General features: G+C 66.4%; 23 protein-coding genes. 12 read left to right on the forward strand and 11 right to left on the reverse strand.

The window, feature by feature from the left end:
- Positions 1-79 precede the first annotated feature (79 nt).
- Positions 80-1,657 carry an MFS transporter gene (locus J2805_RS02880; RefSeq protein ID WP_309968836.1) on the reverse strand — a complete coding sequence of 526 codons (1,578 nt, stop codon included), beginning with the start codon at positions 1,655-1,657 and terminating at the stop codon, positions 80-82.
- Between the two features lie 593 nt (positions 1,658-2,250).
- On the opposite strand from J2805_RS02880, the gene J2805_RS02885 reads away from it, so the two are divergent.
- Positions 2,251-2,472, forward strand: coding sequence for a hypothetical protein (locus J2805_RS02885; RefSeq protein ID WP_309968840.1), 222 nt, complete (start codon positions 2,251-2,253; stop codon positions 2,470-2,472).
- A gap of 74 nt (positions 2,473-2,546) precedes the next feature.
- Positions 2,547-2,801, forward strand: coding sequence for a hypothetical protein (locus J2805_RS02890; RefSeq protein WP_309968842.1), 255 nt, complete (start codon positions 2,547-2,549; stop codon positions 2,799-2,801).
- Between the two features lie 129 nt (positions 2,802-2,930).
- Here the strand turns inward: J2805_RS02890 and J2805_RS02895 are convergent, their stop codons facing one another.
- Positions 2,931-5,504: an ATP-dependent DNA ligase gene (locus J2805_RS02895; RefSeq protein WP_309968845.1), complete on the reverse strand. Its 2,574-nt coding sequence runs from the start codon at positions 5,502-5,504 to the stop codon at positions 2,931-2,933.
- Between the two features lie 40 nt (positions 5,505-5,544).
- On the opposite strand from J2805_RS02895, the gene ku reads away from it, so the two are divergent.
- On the forward strand, positions 5,545-6,552 hold the full coding sequence (gene ku / locus J2805_RS02900) for a non-homologous end joining protein Ku (RefSeq protein ID WP_309968849.1): 1,008 nt from the start codon (positions 5,545-5,547) through the stop codon (positions 6,550-6,552).
- Positions 6,553-6,758: 206 nt separating this feature from the next.
- Here ku and J2805_RS02905 read toward each other — a convergent pair whose 3' ends face one another.
- The 7 genes from J2805_RS02905 to J2805_RS02935 form a co-directional block, all read right to left on the reverse strand.
- Positions 6,759-7,025 carry a DUF7218 family protein gene (locus tag J2805_RS02905; protein WP_309968852.1) on the reverse strand — a complete coding sequence of 89 codons (267 nt, stop codon included), beginning with the start codon at positions 7,023-7,025 and terminating at the stop codon, positions 6,759-6,761.
- 2 nt (positions 7,026-7,027) lie between these two features.
- Positions 7,028-7,660, reverse strand: coding sequence for an SRPBCC family protein (locus J2805_RS02910; protein ID WP_309968855.1), 633 nt, complete (start codon positions 7,658-7,660; stop codon positions 7,028-7,030).
- A gap of 260 nt (positions 7,661-7,920) precedes the next feature.
- Entirely contained in the window at positions 7,921-8,199 is a 279-nt protein-coding gene (locus J2805_RS02915) for an HPr family phosphocarrier protein (protein WP_028270626.1), read from the reverse strand.
- A 54-nt stretch (positions 8,200-8,253) separates the two neighbouring features.
- Positions 8,254-10,311 carry a PTS fructose transporter subunit IIABC gene (locus J2805_RS02920; protein WP_309968858.1) on the reverse strand — a complete coding sequence of 686 codons (2,058 nt, stop codon included), beginning with the start codon at positions 10,309-10,311 and terminating at the stop codon, positions 8,254-8,256.
- 2 nt (positions 10,312-10,313) lie between these two features.
- Complete coding sequence (locus J2805_RS02925; protein WP_309968862.1) at positions 10,314-11,312, reverse strand: 1-phosphofructokinase family hexose kinase; 999 nt, start codon at positions 11,310-11,312, stop codon at positions 10,314-10,316.
- On the reverse strand, positions 11,309-12,118 hold the full coding sequence (locus tag J2805_RS02930; protein ID WP_309968865.1) for a DeoR/GlpR family DNA-binding transcription regulator: 810 nt from the start codon (positions 12,116-12,118) through the stop codon (positions 11,309-11,311). The genes J2805_RS02925 and J2805_RS02930 overlap by 4 nt, the downstream gene beginning before the upstream one ends.
- A 280-nt stretch (positions 12,119-12,398) precedes the next feature.
- Entirely contained in the window at positions 12,399-12,656 is a 258-nt protein-coding gene (locus J2805_RS02935) for a DUF6458 family protein (protein WP_214956179.1), read from the reverse strand.
- A gap of 388 nt (positions 12,657-13,044) precedes the next feature.
- On the opposite strand from J2805_RS02935, the gene J2805_RS02940 reads away from it, so the two are divergent.
- The 5 genes from J2805_RS02940 to J2805_RS02960 all read left to right on the forward strand — a co-directional run bounded on the left by J2805_RS02940 (position 13,045) and on the right by J2805_RS02960 (position 19,536).
- Complete coding sequence (locus J2805_RS02940) at positions 13,045-14,265, forward strand: beta-ketoacyl-[acyl-carrier-protein] synthase family protein (protein ID WP_309968868.1); 1,221 nt, start codon at positions 13,045-13,047, stop codon at positions 14,263-14,265.
- A gap of 68 nt (positions 14,266-14,333) precedes the next feature.
- Positions 14,334-14,951 (forward strand): alpha/beta hydrolase, encoded by a 618-nt coding sequence (locus tag J2805_RS02945; protein WP_309968871.1) that lies wholly within the window; start codon positions 14,334-14,336, stop codon positions 14,949-14,951.
- A 199-nt stretch (positions 14,952-15,150) separates the two neighbouring features.
- A complete protein-coding gene (locus J2805_RS02950; RefSeq protein ID WP_309968873.1) occupies positions 15,151-16,161 on the forward strand; it encodes a LacI family DNA-binding transcriptional regulator in 1,011 nt (336 codons plus the stop codon).
- Positions 16,162-16,342: 181 nt separating this feature from the next.
- Positions 16,343-17,122 carry an HAD family hydrolase gene (locus tag J2805_RS02955; RefSeq protein WP_309968876.1) on the forward strand — a complete coding sequence of 260 codons (780 nt, stop codon included), beginning with the start codon at positions 16,343-16,345 and terminating at the stop codon, positions 17,120-17,122.
- 53 nt (positions 17,123-17,175) lie between these two features.
- Positions 17,176-19,536: a glycoside hydrolase family 65 protein gene (locus J2805_RS02960; RefSeq protein WP_309968878.1), complete on the forward strand. Its 2,361-nt coding sequence runs from the start codon at positions 17,176-17,178 to the stop codon at positions 19,534-19,536.
- 59 nt (positions 19,537-19,595) lie between these two features.
- Here J2805_RS02960 and J2805_RS02965 read toward each other — a convergent pair whose 3' ends face one another.
- Positions 19,596-20,912 (reverse strand): MFS transporter, encoded by a 1,317-nt coding sequence (locus J2805_RS02965; RefSeq protein ID WP_309968881.1) that lies wholly within the window; start codon positions 20,910-20,912, stop codon positions 19,596-19,598.
- 75 nt (positions 20,913-20,987) lie between these two features.
- Here J2805_RS02965 and J2805_RS02970 point away from each other — a divergent pair, with 75 nt between their 5' ends.
- The 3 genes from J2805_RS02970 to J2805_RS02980 all read left to right on the forward strand — a co-directional run bounded on the left by J2805_RS02970 (position 20,988) and on the right by J2805_RS02980 (position 23,366).
- On the forward strand, positions 20,988-21,578 hold the full coding sequence (locus J2805_RS02970; RefSeq protein WP_309968883.1) for a hypothetical protein: 591 nt from the start codon (positions 20,988-20,990) through the stop codon (positions 21,576-21,578).
- A gap of 182 nt (positions 21,579-21,760) precedes the next feature.
- A complete protein-coding gene (locus J2805_RS02975; protein WP_309968886.1) occupies positions 21,761-22,633 on the forward strand; it encodes a hypothetical protein in 873 nt (290 codons plus the stop codon).
- The gene (locus J2805_RS02980) at positions 22,617-23,366 is read left to right on the forward strand and encodes a LamB/YcsF family protein (protein ID WP_309968889.1); all 750 of its coding nucleotides are present in this window, start codon (positions 22,617-22,619) and stop codon (positions 23,364-23,366) included. The genes J2805_RS02975 and J2805_RS02980 overlap by 17 nt, the downstream gene beginning before the upstream one ends.
- A 101-nt stretch (positions 23,367-23,467) precedes the next feature.
- On the opposite strand, the gene J2805_RS02985 is transcribed toward J2805_RS02980, so the two are convergent.
- The gene (locus tag J2805_RS02985) at positions 23,468-24,808 is read right to left on the reverse strand and encodes a DUF445 domain-containing protein (protein WP_309968892.1); all 1,341 of its coding nucleotides are present in this window, start codon (positions 24,806-24,808) and stop codon (positions 23,468-23,470) included.
- A gap of 50 nt (positions 24,809-24,858) precedes the next feature.
- On the opposite strand from J2805_RS02985, the gene J2805_RS02990 reads away from it, so the two are divergent.
- On the forward strand, positions 24,859-25,758 hold the full coding sequence (locus J2805_RS02990) for a glycerophosphodiester phosphodiesterase (protein ID WP_309968895.1): 900 nt from the start codon (positions 24,859-24,861) through the stop codon (positions 25,756-25,758).
- Positions 25,759-25,778 lie beyond the last annotated feature (20 nt).

Below are 25,778 nucleotides of genomic sequence, written 5' to 3' on the forward strand. Positions count from 1 at the left end.
GGCCTGCTTTGCACGCTGTCACAGAGGAACATCGTGCAAAGCAGGCCTCACCGGGCGGGACTCTGGACTACAAGGCCGGTCAGACCTTGGCCGGAACCTTTTCGGGCTCCGGGGCCTGATCCTCGAAAGGCATGTCATTCAGGTCGATCAGCGGGTTCTCGTCCTGGGTGGCCACAAGCTCCTGGGCTTCAGCCTTGGTGTCCACGCTGGGCATGGAGCCCGGCAGGGGACGGTTGGCCGATTCCTTCAGGAAGTAGATCGCGACGGCGCCGACGGCTGAGGTGGCCATCAGGTAGTACGCGGGCATCATGTCGTTGCCCGTGGCCGTGATCAGTGCTGCCACGATGAACGGCGTGGTTCCGCCGAAGATTGCCACCGAGAAGTTGTAGGCGATGCCCATGGCACCGTAACGGCTGGCAGTCGGGAACTGTGCCGGGAGCGCCGAGGCCAGGTTTGCCACGTAGAACGTGACGGGGAAGGCAACGAGGGCCAAGCCAGCCAGCGTCGACCAGACGCTGCCGATCCCGATCAGGAGGAACGCAGGCGTAGCCAGCACGACTGTGCTGATGGCGCCGATCCACAGCACAGGGCGTCGGCCGATCCGGTCCGAGAGCTTGCCGGTCAGCGGGATGCAGAGGCTCATGACGACCAGCACGGGGATGGTCAGCAGAGTGCCGTGCACTTCGTCGTAGCCCTTGGACTCCGTGAGGTACGTCGGCATGTAGGAGGTCAGCGCGTAGCCGGCGGTGTTCGCGGCGGCAACCAGGATGATGGCGACGATGAGTGAACGCCAGTACGCCTTCACGATGCCGACCGGGCCCTTGGCCGCGGCGGCGTCTGAGGCAGTGGAGTCCTTGGCGAGCTCTTCCTGGGCATCCAGGGTGGCCTGGAACTGCGGGGATTCCTCGATCTTGCTACGGAAGTAGACCGCGATCAGGCCGAGCGGTCCGGCCACCAGGAACGGGATCCTCCAGCCCCACTCCTCCATGGCGCCCTGGCCAAGGGTCAGCTGCAACACGGAGACGAGGGCGGCACCGAGCGCGAAGCCGAGGTAGCTGCCCATGTCCAGGAAGCTGGCGAAGAAGCCGCGGCGCTTGTCCGGGGCGTATTCGCTCACAAAGGTGGTGGCACCGGCGTACTCGCCACCGGTGGAGAAACCCTGGACCAGCTTGAGCAGCACCAGCAGGGCCGCTGCCCACATTCCGATCTGCGCATAGCCGGGCAGCAGGCCGACGGCGAAAGTGCTCGCGGCCATCAGCATCAGCGTCGCGGCAAGGACCTTCTGGCGGCCGACCTTGTCGCCGAGCCAGCCGAAGATGACTCCGCCCAGGGGACGGGCGATAAAGGTGGCGGCAAAGGTTCCCAGCAGGAACAGGGTCTGCACGGACTTATCGGCCTCAGGCAGGAACACCGGTCCCATGGTGGTGATCAGGTAGCCGAACACGCCGACGTCGTACCACTCCATGGTGTTACCCACGATGGTTCCGCCGAGTGCCTTCTTGAGCATCGGCTTGTTGACGACGTTGATATCGGAGACTTTGAGCCTGCGGCGAGGCAAAAGCCTCGGCTTCTTGGCGCTGGAGTGCGCAATACTGTCGGTCCCGCGGGCGTTATCCACGCCTGCTGAAGAGTCGGTCATGCTTCGGTCTTTGGGCATTTGGGCTGCTCCTGTGGAGGTCATTTGCTTGCGACTTGTAGCTGCCCCGCTCCGGGCAGGCTTTCGATTTTACGCGATTTCCATGGAGTTTCCGAGTTCAGTGGCGTATGATCACGCATTTAAGGCCCGTATTTGAGGTAAAACCGGAATTTGTTTTGCGCCGTTTCACCGCGCCAGCACTGGGAATCCGGCGACGCCCGGCATCGTCACTAAAGCTTTTCGGCTGACAGGTGGCAAAACCGCCCAAAACCGCCGGGATCCGGCAGTCACCGGACCGCCGCGGGCCGCGTCCGCGGAGCTCGGCAATCCATCCGAAACGGGGGTTTCCAACGGGCCGGATCACTGTCTAAGGTTGAGCCATGGGAACACTGATCTTTGGATAGGCCGTCCTTGGACTGCTCGGCGGCCATCAGCGGCACCTGCTTGTCGGTCCTGCCCGCCGCACTCACCACAAACTCCGGCTAGTCGAGGCGTACCTCCGCGTTGATCCCCTCAGACGGCTCCCGTCGTCGTGATTTCTCCGTCGCGATCTTCCAGCGTGTGCGTCCGCGACTTATCGCCACCACCGAATCCGCACCACAAGGAGACCTTCCATGACCACCAAAGACAACAGTAAAAACACCGCCGGCGAATCAGGCACTCAGGCAGAAGCGCCGGATGGCCAGGGCATCAAGTCCCGGCTGACCGACGCCCAGCGGGAAATGCTGGCCAGCAAGTCCCGCGGTGGCGCCGGATCGCAGAGCGTTTCACACGGCCACAAACCCACACAGGCAAGCGGCAAGCAAGGCCCTGCCCAGAAGAAAGTCCGCTGGTAGCCTCTGCAGACAAGCAGTTCCTGCAGACCTAGTATTGGTGGACACTTCATTTCAACGCGGAAAGGAAGAGCACAATGGCTGAGAAAAATCCTGGGGGACGGCTCGAGCCGGAACTGGCCACGCATCTGGCGGAGTCCATGGACGAGGTGCCAGCGCCTGAGCTGACAGCACCCGCTGGCCTGGCCAACGGCGGCAGGCAGTGGCCGGACGGCAACGGCAAACGCCGCCATCCCAAAGAACGCGGCACCGCCCACGGACGGATGGGCCATGAGGCAGCAGTGACCGCGGTCCACCGGACCGGCAGGCCGCAAATGCCGCACTCCTCCTAGGACGAATCCGTCACAGGACGAATCCGTCACAGGACGAATCTGCGTCGTACAACGAATCCGTCGCCGGGTGGCACCCACAGGGTGCCGCCCGGCTTTTTCGTGGCCGTGGTGCTTTTCGTGGCGGTGGTGTCAGCCGGGCTCCGCCACAACCTCGTCCGCATTCTTGTCCAGGCGCCAGCCCCGCCACACCGGATGCCGGAGTTTCCCGGCCCCGGTCCAGTCCCCGAACGTCACCTCGCCCACCAGCCCGGGCGTCACCCAGTGCGCGTCGGAGGCATCGGCGGCAGGTACGTCGGTGAAGGGGGAGGTTTTCCTGGACAGGGAATCCATCTGCAGCCGCAGTTCCGCCAGCTCACGGTCACTGAAGCCGCTACCCACGCGTCCCACGTACCGCAGCTCGTCGCCTTCGGGAATGCCCACCAGCAACGACCCCACGGAGCTGCCCCTTGACCCCTTTCCGGGGCGCCAGCCGCCCACCACCACTTCCTGCGTGCGTTCAAACTTCAGCTTCAACCAGGACTTGGTGCGCTCGCCGCTGACATACCGGCCGTCAATGCGCTTGGCCATGATCCCTTCAAGTCCCAGTTCCTTGGCACTCGCCAGCAGGTCCTCCACCTCGTGGTCGAGCACCTCGGACAGGTGCACCGGACAGCCTGCCGGCCAGCGCAGTGCCTCCAGGCGCGCCCGACGCTTCCGCAGCTGCATCCTCCGGAGGTCCTCGCCGGCGTCGGACAGCAGGTCGAACACCATCAGCCGGACCGGCGTGGCGGCCCGCGCCTTGGCGATTTCGGCTGGCTTGGTCAGCTTCATCCGCGTTTGCAGCAGCCCGAAATCGGGCCGGCCGGAAGGCCCGACGGCGACGATCTCGCCATCGGCGATGAAATCCTGCTCCGGCCAGCACTTCCGGCCCGTCAGTTCCGGGTAGCTTGCGGACACGTCGTTTCCGTTGCGGCTGATCAGCCGGATCCTGTCCCCGTCGCCGATGATGATCGCCCGGATACCATCCCATTTCAGTTCGAACTGCCAGTCCAGGCCCCGAAGGTCTGCCGTGGTTCCGGCGCCGGCGAGCATGGGGGTGAAATCACGTGAAACCTCATGCGCGGAATCCCGGGCGGAATCCCGGGACGGAGGCGCTGCCGCAGCGGAAGCCTGCTGCGGCCGGTCCTGCTCCTTGGCTGCCGGAGCTCCGTGCCCTTTGCGGTCCATCAGGTGAATAAGCCATTGGGCCTGTTCGGGCCCCTTTGCGGGGTCGCTGTCCCGGCTGGTCCTGATCAGCGCAAACCTCCTGGTTCCGCCCAGGCCGCCGCCCTCCGCCCCGGTCAGCGTGGCGATGACTTCCTTGCCTGCAATCCACTTGTCGCATTCGTAGTAGCCGTGGTCCCAGACGGTGACGGATCCGGCGCCGTATTGGCCCTTGGGGATGGTGCCCTCGAAGTCGAGGTAGTCCATGGGGTGGTCCTCCGTCTGGACGGCCAGGTGGTTCTGCGCCCCGCTCGTGGGCACACCCTTCGGAAGCGCCCAGGACACCAGCACGCCGTCGCGCTCCAGCCGGAAGTCGTAGTGCAGCCGGCTGGCGTGGTGCTCCTGGATCACGAACCGCTCCCTGATGGTGCCGGCGTTGGGGTCGGCCCGGTGCCGGTCCGCGCTGAACGGTTCGGGGGTCCCTTCCGGGTCCCGCATGGACCGGTACTTCTCCAGCCGGGGATCCGTGCGGCCGCCGTCGGCCGCCCCGCCGCCGGGCGTTCTGCTGCCCGACCCGGACTTGCCGCTGCCGGCTCCTCCGCCGTCGTCGGATGGTCCTTGGACGTGGCCGCCGTGGGCGGACACCGCAGCGAAGGGATCCTTGCCGTCCTTCACCCGCCGCATGACCTCCCGGTAGTCCAGTTGCTTCAGGGCAGGAGAGGCCAGCTCGCGCCAGGTCCGCGGGGCAGCCACCGTGGGCTTCAGCCGGCCCCGGAGCGAGTAGGGCACGATGGTGGTCTTGGCGGAATTGTTCTGGCTCCAGTCCACCAGCACCTTGCCCGTGCGCAGCGTCTTCTTCATATCGCTGACGGCCAGGTCCGGGTGGTCCGCTTCCAGGGCGCGGGCAAGTTCGTGCGCGAAGTCGGAGATCCGGTCCGAGCTCTGCGTGCCGTCAAGGCCGGCGTAGAGGTGGATGCCCTTGCTCCCGCTGGTCACGGGAACGGGATCCAGGCCCACGTCCTGGAGGATGCTCCGGGCCAGCTTGGCCACCTCCACACATTCCGCCAGGCCGGCACCCTCCCCGGGATCCAGGTCCAGCACCAGCCGGTCCGGGAACATGGGATTTCCGTGCGGGTCGACGCGCCACTGCGGGACGTGGATTTCCAGCGAACCCATCTGGGCCAGCCAGGTGAGGGTTGCCGCATCATTGACCAGCGGGTACTGGTTGCTGCGCTCCTTATGGCGGATGGAGGCACGCGGAATCCAGCCCGGCGTGGACTCGTCCAGGTTCTTCTGGAAAAACATCTGGCCTGGCGCCTCCGCCGTGCCCACGCCGTTCACCCAGCGCTTGCGGGTGGCCGGCCTGTTGACCGCGGCGGGGATCAGGACCGGAGCCACGGCGGCGTAGTACGCAAGGACGTCCGCCTTGGTGGTGCCCGTCTCCGGATACATAACCTTGTCCAGGTTGGTGACCACCAGTTCGCGGCCCTGGACCCGGACACGTTCCCTACTGCCGGCCAAAGGTCTTCACCTCCGGGCAACTCTGATGTTCACTTGATCCATGAGAGCCATCTGGAAAGGCGCTATCGCATTTGGGCTGGTCAACGTGCCAGTGAAGGTCTACAGCGCCACCGAGGACCACGACATCGGACTGCACCAGGTCCACAATGCCGACGGCGGGCGCATCCGCTACCAGCGCCGCTGCGAGGTGTGCGGCGAAATAGTGGACTACTCGGACATCGAGAAAGCCTACGAAGAAGACGGCCGCACGGTGGTCCTCACCAAGGATGAGCTCAAGTCCATCCCTGCGGAGAACAGCCACGAGATCGAAGTGGTGCAGTTCGTCCCGTCCGAGCAGCTTGATCCAATGATGTTCGAGAAGAGCTACTACCTCGAACCCGACTCCAAGTCGCCCAAGGCGTACGTCCTCCTCCGCCGGGCACTGGAGGATACGGACCGCGTGGCCGTGGTCCAGTTCGCCCTCCGGGAGAAGACCCGGCTCGGGGCACTGCGGATCCGGGACGACGTTCTGGTGCTGCAGTCCCTGCTGTGGTCGGACGAAGTCCGGGAAGCGGCCTTTCCCGCCCTCGAGACGTCGGTCCGCATTTCCGCCCAGGAGCGCGAGATGTCCGCGGCGCTGGTGGATTCCATGGCCGGCGACTTCGATCCGGGCCAGTTCACTGACGATTACCAGGTGCAGCTCCGCAAACTCATCGACGCAAAGATCGAGCAGGGCGAGTCCCTGGACACGGAACAGACGTTTGGCGCCGAGGCCGCCGAGGCCGGAAGCGGCGAAGTGATCGACCTGATGGAAGCCCTCAAACGAAGCCTTGAAAAGAAGCGGGGTGGCGGCGCGGCCAAGGACGCGGACGACTCCGAGGACGCCGCGGGCAGCGAGGCGCCCGCGAAGGCATCGCGGGCCAAGGCCGCCCCGGCCCGGTCCACTGCCGCGAAAGGGACGGGCAGCAAGGCAACTGCGGCCAAGACGGCCAGCAAGGCGGCACCAAAGGCCGCCGCAAAGGAGCCTGCCGCCAAGGAACCGGCCAAGAGCCGGCGCAAAGGGGCCTGACCCGGCAACGGCTCCTGACCCGGCAACGGGGCCTGTCGCTGCCAGGGGACCCGCTGCTGCCACGGCTGCTGTCCCCGCCGCGGCGCCCGTCGTGGCAGCAGCACCCCAACGGCGGCCGCGCGCACCCTCGGGCATTTCACGGGAGTGGCGTGGAATTGTGCGGGGGGCGCGGCACCGGCCGGTACAGGAACCCATTGCGTCCGCGGTCAGTGGTTTCTCAGAGCCGAAATCAGCTCACTTTTCTTTTTGGAGGAGTATCCGGTGAGGCCGATTTCCTTGGCGCGGGACTTGAGCTGCGCCACGGTCCAATCCTCGTAATCGCCTGCCTTGCCGCCTTTGCGGCCCACGGCAGAGCGGCCCTTCTTGGCCGCGGCGTTGGAAACGCGCGCTGCCTTCTCCTTTGAGGCGCCGTCCTCCCGTAGTTCCTCGTACAGTTTGGGGTCCTTGACGCTGGGATTCTTCTTCTCAGGCATGATCAGCTCGGATCCGATGGTTCAGCGTCGTCAATAAAAGGGTCCACCCCTGCCGGACGCTGCGGCGAAGGTGTGGGCGCATGCGGCGGCTGCGCGTGGGATGCCTGGGCGGGGGACTGCTGGGCGTGCGGCGACGGTGCGCCGGCCGCGAAGCCGGCCTCTTCATCGGTTTCTTCAACTTCGCCGTGGTCCACGGCGGAACGCCACGCACCGGTTTCGATGCCGCGCGCTTCGATGAACTGCTTGAACCGCTTCAGGTCGGCACTGATCTGGTGGCTGTCCGCGTGAACGGCGGAGCCGGCCTTCTCCACCAATCCCTCGGGTTCCCATTCCAGGGCCACCGTGACACGCGTCTGGTCCGGGCCGAGGGGTTCGAAGGAAACCTCGCCGGAGTTCCGCGGCTTGTCCGTGCTGACCCAGGCGATGCGGCGGTCCGGCAGCTGGTCGGTGATCTGGGCGTTGTACTCGCGCCGGACTCCGGCAATATCCGTGCGGAAATGAAGAGATGTCTCGTCGATCTGCTCAACGGACTCCACACCATGCATGAACTCCGGGAAGGATTCGAACTGCGTCCATTGGTTGTAGGCGGTGGACACGGGAACATCCACCTCGATGGTTTCCTGCAGGGTAGCCACTGTCTCATCCTCTTCCAGTGCTGGAACTGCTCCGAATGCGGTCTGTTGAACGGTGTGTCGCCTCGTTTTCCACGCTAGTAGGGCCACCCGGCAAAAACAAGGAACTTACTAAGTTTGCTTAGTGACTCCCGGAGGTGAACAGGTGCTTAAATACAGCAGCCGGCCCGTGCGCCACGTGCCCGCAAAGCGGGACTTACCGTGGCGCAGCGGGCCGGCCGCCGGACGCTGACCTAAGCGGACTGTACTAGCCCGTCCTGCCTCTACTCGGCGTCGTGATCGGTTTCCAGGATCTGGACCAGGTGGTCCAGGGCGGTGTCGGCGCCGTCGCCCTCGGCACGCAGGACCACAACGTCGCCGTGTGATGCGCCCAGGCTCATGAGGGACAGGATGCTGGCGGCGTCCATGGCCTCGTCGGCCGGTTCGCCCTGGCGGGCAATGGTGATTTCGTGCGGGTACTCGCCGGCGGCCTCGGCAAAGATGGCGGCCGGGCGGGCATGCAGGCCGACGCGGCTGGCGATGGTGGCGGTGCGTTCGAACATTTGTGCTCCTTGAATATCAGGTCGAGACAGATGGTTGGGAAATACCGAACCGGGTCAGACAGTAACTGGAACCGGCTCCACGGTATCAACGGACTTGCGGACGGCCCAGCGCTTGAGGGCGATGACTGCCAGGGCAGTGATGACCGTACCGACGAGGATCGAGACAACGAACATCAGGAAGTTGTCGATGGCGAAGAAGACGAAGATGCCGCCGTGCGGCGCCTTCGAACCGACACCAGCGGCCATCGAGATGGCGCCGGTGACTGCGCCGCCCAGCATGCTGGCCGGGATGACGCGGAGCGGATCAGCAGCCGCGAACGGGATGGCGCCTTCGGAGATGAAGGATGCCCCCAGCAGCCACGCGGCCTTGCCGTTCTCGCGCTCAGCCAGGCTGAAGCGCTTCTTGTCGAGGACCGTGGACGCGAGGGCCATGGCCAGCGGCGGAACCATGCCGGAGGCCATGACTGCTGCCATGATCTGCCAGGGTGCCTGGTTGTCCAGCGTTGCTGCTCCCAGGCCGGCGACGGCGAAGGCGTAGGCCACCTTGTTGACCGGACCGCCGAGGTCGAAGCACATCATGAGGCCAAGGATGATGCCGAGGGCGATGGCGCTGGCGCCGGTGAGGCCGGAGAGCCAGCCGTTCAGGCCCACGGTGATGGCGACGATCGGGGCGCCCAGGATCAGGAACATGAGGCCGGAGGCGACCAGCGAGGCCACCAGCGGGATGATCACCACGGGCATCAGGCCGCGCAGCCAGCGGGGAACGCTGATCTTGCCGATGACGTGGGCGATGTAGCCGGCGAGGAGACCGCCGACGATGCCGCCCAGGAAGCCTGCACCCATGAACCCGGCAACGGCGCCGGCAACGAAGCCCGGCGCGATGCCCGGCCGGTCAGCGATGGCGTAGGCGATGTAGCCTGCGAGGGCCGGGACCAGGAAGCCGAGCGACAGTGCGCCGATCTTGAACAGGACGGCGCCGAGGTACGCGCCGAAGGGGCCCCACGCGTTCTCAGGGTATTCGGTGGGCAGGTTGAAGATGCTGTTGTCCACCACGATGGCGTCCGCGTACTGGGTGATCAGGTAGCCGCCCATGAGGAAGCCCAGGGCGATCAGCAGGCCGCCGCCGGCCACGAACGGGATCATGTAGCTGACGCCCGTGAGGAGTGCTTTCTTGAGCTTCTGGCCGATGTGCTCACCCTTTTCGGTGGCTTCGGTCTCGGCCTGCTCTTCGGCGCCGAAGTGCGGCACGCGGCGGGCGTGGGGGTTGTCGGCTGCGGCCAGGGCTTCCTGGACCATCTTGTCCGGCTCGTCGATGCCGCGTTTGACCGGTGCATTGATGACCGGCTTGCCGGCAAAGCGCTCCTTGCCGCGGACGTCCACGTCAACCGCGAAAATCACGGCATCAGCGGCTGCGATCACGGCCGGGTCCAGCGGCTTGGCGCCGGAGGAACCCTGGGTTTCCACTTGGAGGTCCACCCCGACCTCCTTGGCGGCTGCCACCAGCGAGTCGGCGGCCATGTAGGTGTGGGCGATGCCCGTGGGGCACGCCGTGACGGCGACGAGCCGCTTGGGTCCGCCGGAGCGGGCGCCGGTGGCGGCACCGGCGGACGGTGCTGCTGCTGCTGCGGCTGCTCCTGCGGGCTGCGGTGCGGCCGCGGGCTTGTCGGCGAGGGCGCCGTCCACGAGCTCAACGATTTCGGCTTCGGACGTGGCTGCCCGGAGGGCGGCCGTGAAGTCCTTTTTGATCAGGGAGCGGGCCAGCTTGGACAGGAGCTTCAGGTGCTCCTGGTCCGCGCCTTCGGGTGCCGCGATAAAGAAGATCAGGTCCGCCGGGCCGTCCTTGGCGCCGAAGTCCACGGACTGCGAGAGGCGGGCCATGGCCAGGGTGGGTACCGTTACCGCTGTGGAGCGGCAGTGCGGAATGGCGATGCCGCCGGGAACGCCGGTGGCCGTCTTCTGCTCGCGGGCAAAGGCGTCCGTGAAGAGGCCTTCCACTTCGGTGGCGCGGCCGGTGGCGGCAACCCTGCCGGCCAGATGGCGGATCACGTCCTCGGGCGAGTTGCCCAGGTTCTGGTCTAGCTCGACCAGATCAGTAGTAATGAGCTGAGTCACTGTCAGTCCTTCCGGAGGGCCGTGATGGTTACGGCATCGGGGGTGGTTTGGTGGACCGCCGGAACTGTGGAGCCCGGCAGGGAAGCGGCGGCGGCACCGTGTGCCACGGCCTGACGGAGGCAGTCGGCCGGGGCGGCGCCCTGGCTGGAGGCGAGCAGGTAGCCGGCGAGGGACGAATCTCCCGCGCCGACTGTGCTGACCGCCTTGACCGGCGGATGCGTGGCCAGCCACGCGCCGTCGGACGTCACAAGTACCGCACCCTTGGAACCGAGCGTTGCCAGCACGGCACCTACACCGGAACGCACGACGGCGGCGGCGGCTGCCGCGGCAGCCTCCGGATCCGCTTCCAGTTCGTCAGCGGTGGACGCCGCAGCGAAACCGGCTGCGGCAGCCAGTTCAGCCAGTTCTTCGGCGTTGGGCTTGAGGAGGTCCGGCATGCCTGCTGCGTCGCCCGAGAGGGCGGCGGCCAGCGGCGCGCCGGACGAGTCGACGGCGATGCGCGGAGCTGCCTGGTGTGCGCCGTTGCCGTCGTTGTTGGAGCGGAGCCGCCGGGTGACGGTGGCATAGAAGTCGGCCGGGACCCCGGGTGGGAGCGAGCCGGCGAGGACAACCCAGCTGGCACCGCGGGAGCGTTCCAGCAGCAGCCCGATCAGGGCCTCCTGCTGGTCTTCGCTCAATACCGGGCCGGGTTCGTTGATCTTGGTGGTTACGCCGTCCGGCTCTGTCAGCGCCACATTGGTTCGCAGCGGTTCGTGGATGGCGAGGGCGGCGAAGGGGACGCCGCTGTCACGGAGTCCCGCCAGCACGGGGTCCGAGTCGCCGCCCGGGAGGACGGCCACCGTTTCCAGGCCGGAGGCCACGAGTGCGCGGGAGACGTTGACGCCCTTCCCGCCCGACTCCTGGCTGACGGAGGTTGCGCGCTGCACTTCGCCGCGCAGCAAAGGGGAGGGCAGGGCAACGGTGCGGTCGAGACTCGGGTTTGCGGTGAGGGTGACGATCACGCGATCACCACGTCCACGCCGGCGTCAGCAAGCGCCGCTGCGAGTTCCGGGCTGGGTTCACTGTCTGTTATCAAGGTGTCCAGATCTTTCAACGAGGCGAACTGGACCAGCGTTTCGGCATCCAGTTTGGACGAGTCGGCCAGCACCACAATGCGGCGTGCCGATTGGACGAAGGCAGCCTTGACGGCGGCTTCTTCAGGATCGGGCGTGCTCAGCCCGAAGGCTGAGTGGATTCCGTTGGCGCCGATGAAGGCGATGTCCGGACGGATCCGGCGAGCCGCCTCCACGGTGGACTGCCCAACGGCGGCCTGGGTGAGTCCGCGGACCCTGCCGCCCAGGAGATGGAGGGCGATGCCCGGCTCGCCGGCGAGTTTCGCGGCGATGGGGATCGCGTGCGTAATGACGACGAGTTCGTTTTCCGAGCCGGAGTCGGGGGCCGCGGAGGGGTCGGAGAGGCGCAGTGCGATCAGGTCCGCCAGGGCTTCGGTGGTTGAACCGGCATCCACCAGGATGCTGCCGGCAGGGCTTTGCGGGATGAAAGCCAGGGCGGCCTCGGCAATGCGCAGTTTTTCCGGCTGCCGCTGCACGGTCCGTTCCAGGATGCTTTCCTCGGTGGTGCTGATCCGGTCCGGGGCGACCGCGCCGCCATGGACCCGGCGCACAGTGCCGGCTGACTCCAGTGCAGCGAGGTCGCGCCGGACGGTTTCCGTAGTGATGCTGAAGCGCTCCGCAAGGGCAGTGACGCTGGCGCGGCCGCTTTCGGCCACTAGGCCAGCGATCAGCTGTTGGCGCTCCTCGGCGAACACTTACCCTCCGTTGCGTAAAAGACTGCTGGTATTTCTGAAGCTGGCTGGGCGCCAGCTTCCGTGACTGTTATCACATGATGTTGAATTGTTTGACTTTATCTTTGTTCGTGTTGGTTTGTCAATGAAAACAACATGAACGCAGATGCGGGCGTGGGGTTTTTGTCTGGGTTTAGGGTGGGACGGCGGAAGCCGGGCCCGACCGTGATGGTCTGGCCCGGCTTCCGGGTGTTCAGTTGCGGTTCGCCGGTGTCCGTAGGGAGCGGCGGCCGGAGGCTCACGGCTAGATGCCGCCGTCCCGGCTCTCGTTTCGGACGATGCGTTCTCCCGTGTTCGGGTCCACCACCGACCGGGTTTCGCTCACCCGGCGGCTGCGCCCGGGCGAGGCCAGGACCAGTGAGGCGATCAGGCCTATGACGCCGACGGCCATCAGGATGTAACCGATCAGGGTCTGGTCCACATAGGGGATCAGGCCGGGGGTGATGGCCCACGCCAGGATGGCGCCGATGGCGATAAGGAAAATGGAGGAACCGATTCTCATGACTTGCTCCTAGCTGTCCGGGGGACTTGCGGGCAATGACGTGCGGCACAAACTTGATCAGCATGCTGTCTAGCGACAGGCTACAGCCCGCCCCCCGCTGTTTCAATGAAGCGGACAGGGCGCGGCGGGGTCGTATCCCAGTCGTTATTCCAACAGGAAATGCCCACCTGATTGCACACCTGTTTGCCCATCCGTCACGGCGGCGGTTTCGAACTGCTGTTAATGGACCGCCGTCGGGCGGTGCCCGCATTGCGGCTCCGGACGTCACACCCGGCGGCTACCGGGTTGCCCCGCGTACTCTGGAATGCGCACGCATTCCCGGCCGGCCGGGGATGCGTCCGCGGCAATCAGCGCGCAGTGTCAATGGATCCCAGGAGCGGTGTTACCCATGTCTGAAGTATTCCCCACGGTTGTTGTCACCGGCCTGGGAGCAGTGACACCCGTCGGCCCGACTGCCGGCGACACCTGGGCGGCACTGCTGGCGGGTCGCTCCGGAATTTCTGCCCTCGAAGACGACTGGGCCGGCGGGCTGCCGGTCCGGATGGCGGGACGCGTCACCGCCGATGTGCCGTCGCTGCTGTCCACACTGGAGTACAAGAGGATGGACCGTTGCGGCCACCTTGCCCTCATTGCCGCCCGGGAAGCGTGGGCACATGCCGGCCGGCCGGAAACTGACCCGGAGCGGCTCGCCGTGGTGATCGGTTCCGGCTACGGAGGGCTCGATACCACGCTGGAGCAGACCAGGACCCTGGACGGGAAGGGACCCCGCCGGGTTTCCCCACACACCCTCACACGGATCATGACCAACGGCCCCTCGGCCTGGGTCTCCATTGATGTTGGCGCGCGCGGCGGCGCACGGACCCCGGTCAGCGCCTGCGCCTCCGGGGCTGAAGCCATTTCCCAGGCGGCAGACATGATCCGCAGCGGTGCCGCCGATGTGGTGATCGCGGGCGGGGTGGACTCCTGCATCAACGGCCTGACCATCAGCGGGTTTGCGCAGATCAGGGCCCTCTCCACCCGCAACGAGAGCCCGCAGGCCGCATCCCGCCCGTTCGACCGGGACCGCGACGGCTTTGTCATGGCCGAGGGAGCCGGAATCGTGGTGCTGGAACGCGAAGACCATGCACATTCCCGCGGGGCCGAAATCCTCGGGGTTATTGCCGGGAGCGCGGTAACGTCCGACGCCGTGGACATCGTGGCGGCGGACCCCGCCATGCAGCGCCGCGTCCTGGAAAAGGCAATTGCCGCAGCCGGCCTCACCGGAGATGACATCGGCTTTGTCCACGCGCACGCCACATCCACCCCGGTGGGGGACCGGCTCGAAGCGGAGGCTATCGGCGCCGTCGTCGGGCATTCCGTTCCTGTGACGTCCACCAAGTCCCTCACCGGACACCTGCTGGGCGGCGCGGGAGCACTGGGCGCCATCGTCACCATCCAGGCGCTGCGCACAGGTTCGATCCCCGGGACCCTCAACCTTGAAAACCCGGCCCCGGACATCCATCTCAACATCGTTTCGGAGACAACCGGGGGACTGGCGGCGAAGGCCGGCATTTCCAACGCATTCGGGTTCGGCGGACACAGCGCCTCGCTGGTGATCACGGCGGGCTGAGCCCGCACTGACCATGCCGGCCGGGGGCCCGTCGCGTGAGTTGCGTCGCGGAAAGTTAGGCTGTTGCGATGGAGACAGTCGTATGGTCAAAGCCGGAGAATCAGCGCGCCGGAACGCCGCTACTGGTGATGATGCACGGCTACGGCACGGACGAGGTCCGCATGTCGGATTTGTTCGGCCAGGTGCCGCCTGAATTCACTTGCGCGGCACTGCGGGCGCCCAAGGTGATCGGCGACGACTACGGCTGGTTCCTGCTGGACTACTTCCTGACCCACGACTTCGCCGACGTCATCACGGTCAGCAACAAGGTGTTCGACTGGGTTAACTCGGTCAAGGCGCGGCACAGCAGCGTCAGCCTGCTGGGCTTCTCCCAGGGCATGGCCATGGCCAGCACGCTGCTGCGGCTGCGGCCGCATGAGTTCAGGGCCGTTGTGGGCCTTTCCGGGTTCGTCCTGGACAACGAACTGCTGGCCATGAGCGAATCGTTCGACACCAAGCCGCCGTTCTTCTGGGGCCGGGACAAAGCCGACCTTGTCATCAATGACGACGCCGTTGAGCACACCCAGGAATGGCTGGAGCGGAACACGCAACTGACGGCCCGGACCTACCCGGGAATGGGCCACACCATTTCCAAGGCCGAAATGGTGGATGTGGGCGCGTTCCTGCGCCATTACGTGCTGCGCTGAGCCTGCTGAACTGAGCGTCCTGCACTGAGCCCGAACTGCGCCACCCGTGCAGTAATTCCGTAAGAATCCGCACTGCAGAGAAAAACCAGTTGCGCGCTAAATTTGTAAGCGCTTACACTCTTCTTCGGCCATGTTCCCGGGCCCAGGACTTCAGAAGAAGAAAGGGCTGAGCCCGTGTTGCATGGCTAAAGCGCCGCGCGTGACCATTCAGGACGTTGCCGCATTGTCAGGACTGTCCATCTGTACCGTTTCCCGTGCGCTTCGCGGGCTCCCCAATGTCTCTGAAACGGCCCAGCTGAAAGTGGCGGATGCCGCCACGAAGCTCGGCTACAAAGCATCCTCAGCTGCATCGCGGCTTGCCGGCGGAACCACCGGATCCGTGGCCATCATCGCGCCCACAGCCACGTCATGGTTTTTCACCCAGGCTGTGGAGGCCGCCGAGGAGGTCTTCGCGGACAGCGGTTTCGACACCGTGCTGATCAGCCTGCGGAACACCCCCAGCGTCCACCGCAAGGTCTTCGGTGACCTGGATGCCCTATCCCAGCGGGTGGACGGAGTGCTGCTGCTCAATATCGCCCTCAGCGACGACGAAATCGACGCCCTGGCCTCGTCCGGACTCGCCGTTGCCAGCGTCGGCATGCACAACGTCCCTTGGGACAACGTTGGCATCGACAACGAGGACGCCGCCTGGAAAGCCACCAACCACCTGTTGGGGCTCGGCCACTGGGACCTGGCCATCCTGTCCGGGCGCGAACCGGGGGCACGCTCAGTGGTCACGGCCACGGAACGCCTGTCCGGGTTCCGGCGGGCACTTGCCGAGCACCACCTGACCGTGGACCCGGACCTGGTGATGGACGCCGGCTCGAGCATCGAAGGCGGCCGCCGGGCCATGACCGAGCTCATCGAAAACCGCCGAATTCCCTCCGCGATCTTCGCCGGCTGCGACGAAACCGCCTTCGGCGCGCTGATGGCTTTGCGCGACCTCGGTTTGTCAGCGCCAAAAAACGTGTCCATCATAGGAATAGACGATCATCAGATGAGCTGGTTCCTGGGCCTGAGCACAATGGCCCAGCCGGTAGCCGATCAGGGCGCCTTTGCAGCCAACCTCCTGATTGAGGGACTTCAACGTTCCGGGCCGCTGTCCGCCCCCGCCAGCCACGTGCTGGATACCAAGCTGATTGAACGCAAGACCACGCGACGAAAACGCTAACCGACGACGCGAAGCGAAACGCTGAGCGCAAGCGCAAAGCAGATGCTGGTCCCGGGCGCCGATGCCCGACTGCACGCTCGGGCCGATGCCGGGCCGTTCGCCCCGCACCAAACCCTGCACCAAACCCCGCAGTATCCATGCACGTCCCCTGCACGCCGTCTGAAAGGACATCGAGTACCGCATGACTGAGCTTTCCAACAGCACCGCCAACAGCAACGGCACCCCCGCCGACAGCGCCGCCAGCAGCAGCCGCGGCTGGACCGGCGCTTCCGCCATCCTTTTCGACCTCGACGGCGTGCTCACGCCCACGGCGATTGTGCACGAGCGCGCCTGGCAGGAGCTCTTCGACGGCTACCTGCAGGATGTTCCCGGGGCGGACGGCTACCGCGAAAGCGACTACTTCGACCACATCGACGGCAAGCCGCGGTTCGACGGCGTCCGGGACTTCCTTGCCTCTCGCAGCATCGTGCTGCCCGAGGGCCCCGCGGATGACGACCCCGCGAACGACACAGTCCATGGGCTGGGCAACCGCAAGAACAAGGTCTTCAACGACATCGTCGAATCCGGCGGCGTGGCACCCTACGAAGGCTCGGTGCGCTTCCTGGCAGCCGCGCAGGCGCTGGGGCTCAAGGTCGCCGTCGTCTCCTCCTCCCGCAACGCCCCGGCAGTTCTGCTGGCAGCGGGACTGGCCGAGCACTTCCCGGTGGTTGTGGACGGCGTAGTGGCCGCTGCCGCGGGCCTGCCCGGCAAGCCCAGCCCCGCGACGTACGAGTATGCGGCGCAACTGCTGGACCTGCCCAGCGAAGAGTGCGTGGTGGTTGAGGACGCTGTATCCGGCGTCCAGGCCGGAAGTGCCGGAAGCTTCCATTCGGTGATCGGCGTGGACAGGGGAGCCGGCCGCCAGACGCTGCTGGACGCCGGCGCCACGCTGGTGGTCGACGACCTGAACGAACTCCTCTAACCCGGCCAACCACCCCCCGAACCTGCACAACGCCAAAAGGAACCCCAACAGCCATGGCACTCATCACCTCTGACCGCGCCCGTTTTCCCAACGATCCCTGGCAGCTCGTGGAGACCGTCCACCTTCCCGGAAACGCCGGGACGCTGGAGACGCTCTTCAGCCTGGGCAACGGCCATCTCGGCATCCGCGGCGCCCACTGGGCCGCCGCGGACGCAGACCTGCCCGGCAGTTTCATCAACGGCTTCCACGAAACCTGGGACATCAAGCACGCAGAGAATGCCTTCGGCTTCGCCCGCACGGGCCAGCGGATCCTCTACATCCCGGACGTCAACAACTTCACGGTGATCATCGACGGCGAAACGCTGAGCCTCAGTGAATCAACGGTGCTGGACTACCGCCGGTCCGTGGACTTCGCCACCGGGATCTACGAATGCCGGATCACTTGGCAGTGCCGTTCCGGCGCCACCGTGACCACCACGGAGCGCCGGGCCGTGGGCTACCAGTCCCGCGGAACCCTGGGGATCAGCCTCGAAGTCGCGTCGGACCGGGACGTCTACGCGGATGTCACGTCCTCGGTGATCAACCGCCAGGACCAGCCGGTGGAGGACCACTCCACCCATGATCCGCGCCGCGCCGGACGGCACGCCGGCCGCGTCCTGCTGCCGGTCAGGCTCGACGGCGGCGACGGCTCACTGCGCCTGTCCTGGGAAGCTGCGGAGTCCCGGCAGCGCGTTGGCCTGGCCGTGGACCACTGGACCTCGGCGGAGGTCCAGCCGTTCGAGACCCAGGTGGACCAGGACGACAGCACCGTGCGGTACGTGCTGGCCGTCAGCGCAGACCAGCCGTTCCGCCTCGAGAAGAGCGCCAGCTACGCCGTGGCGCGGGCTTTCCGGGAGGGAGCCGTGGACGGCGGAACCGCCCAGGACCCGTCCGAAGCAGCGGAGAACGCCCTGCAGCCCGTGAGCGCGATCTTCGCCGAAAGCGAGGCGCACTACCGGGACTACTGGGCCACTTCGGACATCGTGGTGGGCGGACAGCCCGAACTGCAGCAGGCCATCCGCTGGAACCTCTTCCAGCTGGCCCAAGCCACGGCCCGGGCTGACGTTGCCGGCATTCCGGCCAAGGGCGTTAGCGGCTCCGGCTACGAGGGGCACTACTTCTGGGACCAGGAGGTGTACCTGCTGCCGTACATGACCTACACCAACCCGGACAACGCGCGCCAGGTCCTGGAGTTCCGGCACGAGATGCTGCCGGACGCCAAAGTCCGGGCCAAGGAGCTCAGCGTGGACGGCGCCTTGTTCCCGTGGCGGACCATCAACGGGCTTGAGGCCAGCGCCTATTACGCCGCCGGCACCGCGCAATTCCATATCGCTGCCGCGATCGCCTTCGCTACCAACAGGTACATCTGGGCCAGCGGGGATGCGGACTTCAAGCACGGCATGGGTTCGGAGCTGCTGATCGAAACCGCCCGGATGTGGGTGTCCCTCGGTTTCTTCGGCAAGGACGGCCTGTTCCACATCCACGGCGTCACGGGTCCGGACGAGTACACGGCAGTGGTCAACGACAACCTGTACACCAACGTCATGGCGCGCTTTAACCTGCGCGCGGCGGCGGCGCTTGACCACCCGGAAATCGACGACGCCGAACGCCAGCTCTGGGAACAGGCCGCCAACCGGATGCAGCTGCCCTACGACGAAGACCTCCAGGTGTACTCGCAGGACAACGACTTCATGACCCTGGAGCCGTGGGACTGGAGCACGCCCCGGTCCAAGTACCCGCTGCTGCTGAACTTCCACCCGCTGGTGATCTACCGGCACCAGGTGCTGAAGCAGGCCGACAGCGTGCTCGCGATGTTCCTGCAGTGGCAGGACTTCACGGCCGAGGAAAAGCGGCGCGCTTTCGACTTCTACGACCCGATCACCACCGGCGACTCCACCCTGTCCGCCTGCGTCCAGGGAATCATGGCCGCCGAGGTGGGTTATGAAAACGCCGCGCTGGACCACTTCACGCACGCGCTCTTCATTGACCTGGACGACACCCACGGCAACACCATCGACGGCGTGCACATCGCCTCCACCGGCGGTGTTTGGAGTTCGCTGGTCAGCGGCTTCGCCGGCCTCCGCGACCAGGGCGACGTTCCGTATTTCGACCCGAGGCTGCCGGCTGAATGGGAGGGCCTGTCCTTCCACCTCAAGGTGCAGGGCCGCCTGCTGTCCGTTGAACTGGAGCCCGGGTTCATCGGACTCAGCGTCCGGGAAGGCGCACCCCTGGACGTCAACGTCCGCGGCGAGCTGCTCACCGTGGGCAGCGACGTGGCCCGGGTGCCGCTGGCCGCCGTCGACGTTCCGGAACCCACCGTTTTCCCGAGCGGCCTTCCGACGGCGTCCATCCCGGTGGTCCGCGCCCAACACTAAGAGTGGACAGCCCTTGCGGGCTCAATGCCGACGGCGGGCAGATCCGTGGACGGCCCCGGCTAGGGGCTGTCCACGGACCTCTGGCTGTCTTCCGGCGCCGGCGTCTTCAAGCTGCTGTCCAGCGGATGCGCGAGCTCATCGGACGGCATTCGGGCAACGATCATGGCGACCACGGCCATGATCGGGCAGACGCCGCCGGCCACCAGGAAGATGACCCAGGTGGGCACCACAGCCGCCGCGGGTCCCGCCAGGGCCATGGAGATGGGCATCAGCGCCAGGGACACGAAGAAGTCCAGGCTGGAGACGCGGCCCAGCAGGTGCGGGGGGACACGGCGCTGCAGGAGGGTTCCCCAGATGACCATTCCGGTGCCTCCGGTGGCACCAAAGATGAACAGGGCTGCCGCAACCAGCCAGAAGCTGTCCATGATCCCGATGGCCGCGAGCGGCAGGCTTCCTGCACCCCACGAAACCATCATCACGGTGAGGTAGCGGCGTGGCAGCGGGAACGACGCCGTCGCCAGGGAAGCACCCGCTCCGCCCACGCCCATCACAGCCAGCAGGAAACCGAACATGCGGGAATCGCCGTCCAGCTGGTCGCGGACAACGAACGGCAACAGCACCTCGATGGGCCCGATCAGGAACAGCACCGAGATGCAGGCCCAAAGGAGCGTCCACAGCAGCCACGGCGTCCGCACGGTGTAGCTGACGCCTTCCCGGAGGTCGTGGAAGAAGGACGTCCTGGCCCGTTCCGCTGCGGGTCCGCCGTCGGCGCCGGGGGCGTCCAAGGCGTGCCGTCCCAGGAAATTGAGGATGATGAAGGCGAGAAGGTGGCACCCTGCAACCCCCGTGACGGCGTGCGAGGGGGACAGGGCTGCCACCAGGACTCCGGCCACGGCTGGACCGGCGGCCTGCTGCAGGATGGGCCGCATGGTCCCCTCCATGCCGTTGGCCGCCAGCAGGTCCTCCGGCGGCAGGATCCTGGGCAGGATGGCCGAATAAGCCGGGAAGAAGAACGCCGCGCCAACGCCGAGGACAAAAGCGCCAACCACCAGGTGCCATAGCTGCAGCACGCCGGCCATTGCCAGCCCGCTGACGGCGGCGATCACGGCGAGGTTTGTGCCTTCCACCGCGATGATCAGCAGCCGCTGGGGCACGCGGTCGGCGGCGATCCCGCCTGCCAGGACGAACGCCACCAGTCCCACGCTGCCGGCGGTGGCCACCAGGGACAGCTCCAACGGGCCGCCGCCCAAATGGATCACCTGGTAGACCATGGCAACGGCCCACATGCCGGAGCCGAAAATGGAAACGGCCAGTGCCGCGATCAGCACGCGGTACTCACGGTGCACGAAGGGCCGGAGGGCTCTGGGGGCGGGCATAGGGCCAGTCTAGGCCCGCTTCGCCCCGGCCGCGCCGCCGCGGAGGTTGGCCGCCGCCGGGCTAGGCTCTGCTTTATGGGGAACAGTCCGGCGGGCACCTGGCGCCGCAGCATGGCATTCATCGGGAACAACCCTGGGCTGGCGCTGCATCCGGTAAACCGCGACGGCGCCCACATCCCCGGCGAGCCCGCCAGCTGCTTCGCCTCCTTCTGGATGGCCGAGTGGTCCAAGTGGGGCACCGGAAACGCCCTGCTGGTCGCCACCCGGCAGGGCTGGCGAAGCTACGGCACCAACGGCTACTTCGCCGAGACCCTGGCCAATGAACTGACCCGTTACTTTCCGGAGGCCGCACGGTTTCCCCTGACCGAAATCACCCACACCCAGGACGAGTTCGACGTCGAACTGGACATCGAGCGAGGCTTCCGTGCCGTGGGGCGCAAGGCGGAGCTGGAGATCAGCGGCGTCCTGGACCGCCGCCAGTTCTCGGCGCCGGATTTCCAACTCGGCGACGGCAGCGCCGCCCTGAACAACGTGTACCTTCCCTGCAGCGGCGGCCGCCTGTCGGAGTTCGGCGTCGAATGGCCCGGTTCGCCGACGGTGTACCCCGGGCCCCGGGGCCCGTCGTCGTCCGCGTATATTGCCCTAGCCGAATCCTGGGTGATGTAGCGGTACAAGCCCGGCCGGAGATCCGCCAACTGGCCCTGCCGGGCCGCCAAGGCGGCGTGGCCTAGTGTTAAGGGTGAGAGGCAGCCGCGAGCTGTCCCTGTCCGGCTGTAACCATGGTTGCTGACCATGATTGCCAGCCATGATTACACCGGCGGCTTGTTCCCGTTCCAAGAAAGGTGACGATGGCCATGAGGAAGAACCCGGCAATGAAGATTGCCCAAAAAACCGCCCACAAGGCGGTGTTCGACTCCCAAGGCAAGCCAAAGCCAGGACTGCACAGCATGCTGCTGCGCGCCGTCGAAGTCCAGCGCCCGCTGGTTCTCGCCAACATCCGGCGGCTCCAGCGAAGGCACCCGCGGGCAACGGCAGCGCAGTTGGCGGAAAAGCTGGAGCGCGACTACCTGCTGGCCGTCACCGGCGGCGGCGCACTCGTGGGCGGCACGGCCGTCATCCCGGGCGTTGGCACGGTGGCCGCGCTGGGCCTTTCCGCGGCAGCCACCGTCGGCTTCCTCGAAGCCACTGCGCTCTACGCCACGTCCCTGGCCGAGCTGCACGGCATCCGCATGGTTGATCCCGAAAAGGCGAGCACGCTGGTCATGGCCATCATGCTGGGCGAGGAAGGAACTGCCCTGCTCGGAAGCCTCAGCGGACAGGCGGCGGGCAGGAGCAAGGGCCCCGCAGACGCCTGGGGTTCCGCGTTCGCCCGCAAGACGTCATTCCCGGGATTCGGGTCGGTGCGGGACCGCATCCAGCGGGCGTTCCTCCGCAACCTGCTGCAGCGGCAGGGAACCGCACTCCTGGGCCGCGCGCTGCCGTTCGGCGTCGGAGCAGTTGTGGGCGGCGTGGGCAACCGCGTGATGGGGCGTGCCGTCGTGGCCAGCGCCAAGGAGGCCTTTGGCCCCATGCCGGACACCATTCCAGGCGAACTGACCCCCGGCCCCAAAACCGCCGACAACACCCTCGGCACCGGCACCTCCGGCACCAATGCCTCCGGCAACACCACCCCCGGTGGAGACTCAACCATGAAAGGCGGATTCCTTGGATCTGAACGCTGACCTGGGGGAGTCCTTCGGCTCCTGGACCATGGGGGACGATGCCGCCATGTTCCCGCTCATCACCAGCGCGAGCGTGGCCTGCGGCCTGCACGCCGGGGACCCCGTCACAATGCTGGACACCTGCCGGGCGGCCTTCGAACTGGACGTCCGGGTGGGTGCCCACGTGGGGTACCCGGACCTCCCGGGCTTTGGCCTGCGGTACATCGACATGACCTTCGACGACCTCTTCGGGGCCGTGCTGTACCAGCTCGGCGCGCTCGACGGCGTGGCGCATGCCGTCGGAGCATCCGTGGACTTCGTCAAGGCGCACGGCGCGTTGTACGACCGCACGGTGCACGACGCCGAACAGGCCTCCGCCGTGATCGCCGCCGTCCAGGCCTACGATCCGGGATTGCCCATCCTGGGCCAGGAGGGGTCCGCGCTGCTGGCCCTCGCCGCGGAGGCCGGCCACCCCGTGTTCCACGAGGCGTTCGCGGACCGCGCGTACCTGCCGGACGGAACACTGGTACCCCGCTCCGAGGACGGTGCGCTGCTGCGGGACGCCAGGGAGGTTGCCGAACGCGCTGTCCGGCTCGCCATCCACGGTGAAGTAGAAGCGGTGAACGGCACCGTGATCAGGCTCCAGCCGCATTCGCTGTGTCTCAACGGCGGCACCCCCGACGCCGTGGAGACGGCAACGGCCGTCCGCAAGGCGCTGGACGCAGCAGGCGTGGAACTGGAATCCTTCGCCTAGCCCTTAAGCGCGAACGGACACTTGAGGCCCTCTTTGAAGGTGCTCAAGTGTCCGTTCGCGCTGGGGGTGAGGGTGCTCAAGTGCCCGTTCGCGCTCGGGGGTCAGCCGAAGACCAGATGCGCCACGGCAAAAATGGCCAGGCCGGCCAGGGCGCCCACCACCGTGCCGTTGATCCGGATGAACTGCAGGTCCTTGCCCACCTGCAGCTCAATTTTCTGTGACGTCTCCTCGGCATCCCAGCGGGCCACGGTGTCCGTGATGACGCCGGCGATGTCCGAGCGGTACGTCTTCACGAGGTAGCCGGCAGCGTCACCGATCCACGCATTGACCTTGCCCGCCAGCTCGGCGTCCACAACCAGCCGGGTCCCGAAGTCATGCACGGCCGCCTTGAACTTGACGGTCAGCTCGCTGTGCGGATCGTCGACGGCGCCGAGCAGCGCCGCCTTGATGGTTCCCCAGGTGCGGGATGCCAGTTCGCGGACCTCGGGGTCGCCCAACACCTGTGCCTTGATGCCCTCGGCCCGGGCGATCATCACCGGATCGTGCTGCAGGTCCTGGGCCAGGTCGGTCAGGTACTTGTCGATGGACTGCCGGACCTGGTGCTGCGGATCAGCCTGTACGGCCTTGGTGAACTTGAGGATCTCCACGTAGACCTTGTCTCCCACCAGCCCGTCCACGAATTGCGGGACCCACTGCGGGGACCGGTCCGAAACCAGCCTGCTGACTGTCTCGTGGTTGTCCCTGACCCAATCGACGGTCCTGTCCACCAGCAGGTCCACCAGCGTGTGGTGATGCCCGTCGGCGAAGATCCGCTCGGCGAGCCTGCCCACCGGCGGCCCCCACGGCGGAGTGAGGAGGTGCTTGCGGACCATGCTCTCGATCACCGCCTGGACGTCGTCGTCGTTCAGTACCTTGAACGCGCCGCGGATCACGGCGGCACCTTCCTTGGCTACGCGCTCGGGGCCGCCGGGACCGGACAGCCAGGCGCCCACTTTCCGTGCGATGTCCACGGACGCCAGCTTTTCCTTTACCACCTGTTCCGACAGGAAATTGGTCTCCACGAACTCGCCCAGCGACGCGCCGATCTGGTCCTTGCGGCGCGGGATGATGGCCGTGTGCGGGATCTTGATGCCCATTGGGTATTTGAAGAGGGCCGTTACGGCGAACCAGTCCGCCAAGGCACCCACCATGCCGCCTTCCGCCGCCGCACGGACGTATTCCAGCCACGGGTACTGTTTCTGCCAGGCGAAGGCGAAGACGAAAATAACCGCCATAATGATCAGCAGTCCCAGCGCCAGGCGTTTCATTTTGCGCAGCGCAGCAGCCTTTTCGGCGTCCCCGCCAAGGCCAGGATCGACGACGGCGGCTCCGGTGGCGCGCGAGCCGCCATGCGGCGGGCGCGTTGCCGCGGGACGGGTGGTTTGTTCACTGTTCACCTGCATGTGCCCAGCCTAGCCCCGCATCAGTGGCGGGTGTCCGCTAACGTGTCACCATGACTACCGACGAGTCCGCCTCCGTCCGGCCGCTGGTCTACGCCCACCGCGGTTCCAGTGCCGCGTTCGCCGAGCACACCCGGGCCGCTTACCTTCAGGCCATCGCGGAGGGCGCAGACGGCGTGGAATGCGACGTCCACCTCAGCCGGGACCAGCACGTAGTCCTGCTCCATGACGCGAACCTGGACCGCACCTCTGACGGCACCGGCCCGGTGGCTGACCGGACCCTGGATGAGCTGCGGCTGCTGGACTTTTCCTCGTGGAAGGGCGCCCGGATTCCGCTGGAGTACGGCGGGAGGTTCGACCAGCTGTTGACGTTGCCGGACCTGTTGGACATCCTTCGTGAAGCGGGCAGGGACATCGGGCTCGCCATTGAACTCAAGCACCCCAGCCCCTACCTGCTGCAGCTCGAGGACCGGGTGCTTGAGGTGCTGGCCGCTGAAGGCTGGGATCCGCGGACCTCGAAGGTGGACAACGTCAGTGTGTCCTTCATGAGCTTCAGCCCGGACGCCGTGAAGCACCTGCTCAGGGCCGTTCCCGCCGAGTTCGTCTGCCAGTTGGTGGACGACATCACCGTGGACGAAGTCCGCGAGGAACTGGGACTGGGGGTCATTACGGGCGGGGCCGTGGCAAACGTTATGCGGGCGGCACAGGTGGAAGGCGAACGGATCCTGAATGATTGCGAAGTCAGGCTGGCCGGACCCGGCATCGACTATGTTCGCCGGCACGCCCGGGCTGTCCAACGATGGATGGACTCCGGCCGCAGGTTCAGGGTGTGGACCGTGGATTCGGAACAGGATGTGCAGTTATGCCAGGAACTGGGGATCCACGAAATCACCACCAACCGGCCGGCGCAGGTTCTGGCCCAGTTCTCGGAAAGCAGCCACCCCGTCAGCTGAACCGGCGGTTACCGGGGGAG

This window comes from Arthrobacter oryzae (genome assembly GCF_031454875.1).
In the GTDB taxonomy this organism is placed as follows: domain Bacteria; phylum Actinomycetota; class Actinomycetes; order Actinomycetales; family Micrococcaceae; genus Arthrobacter; species Arthrobacter oryzae_D.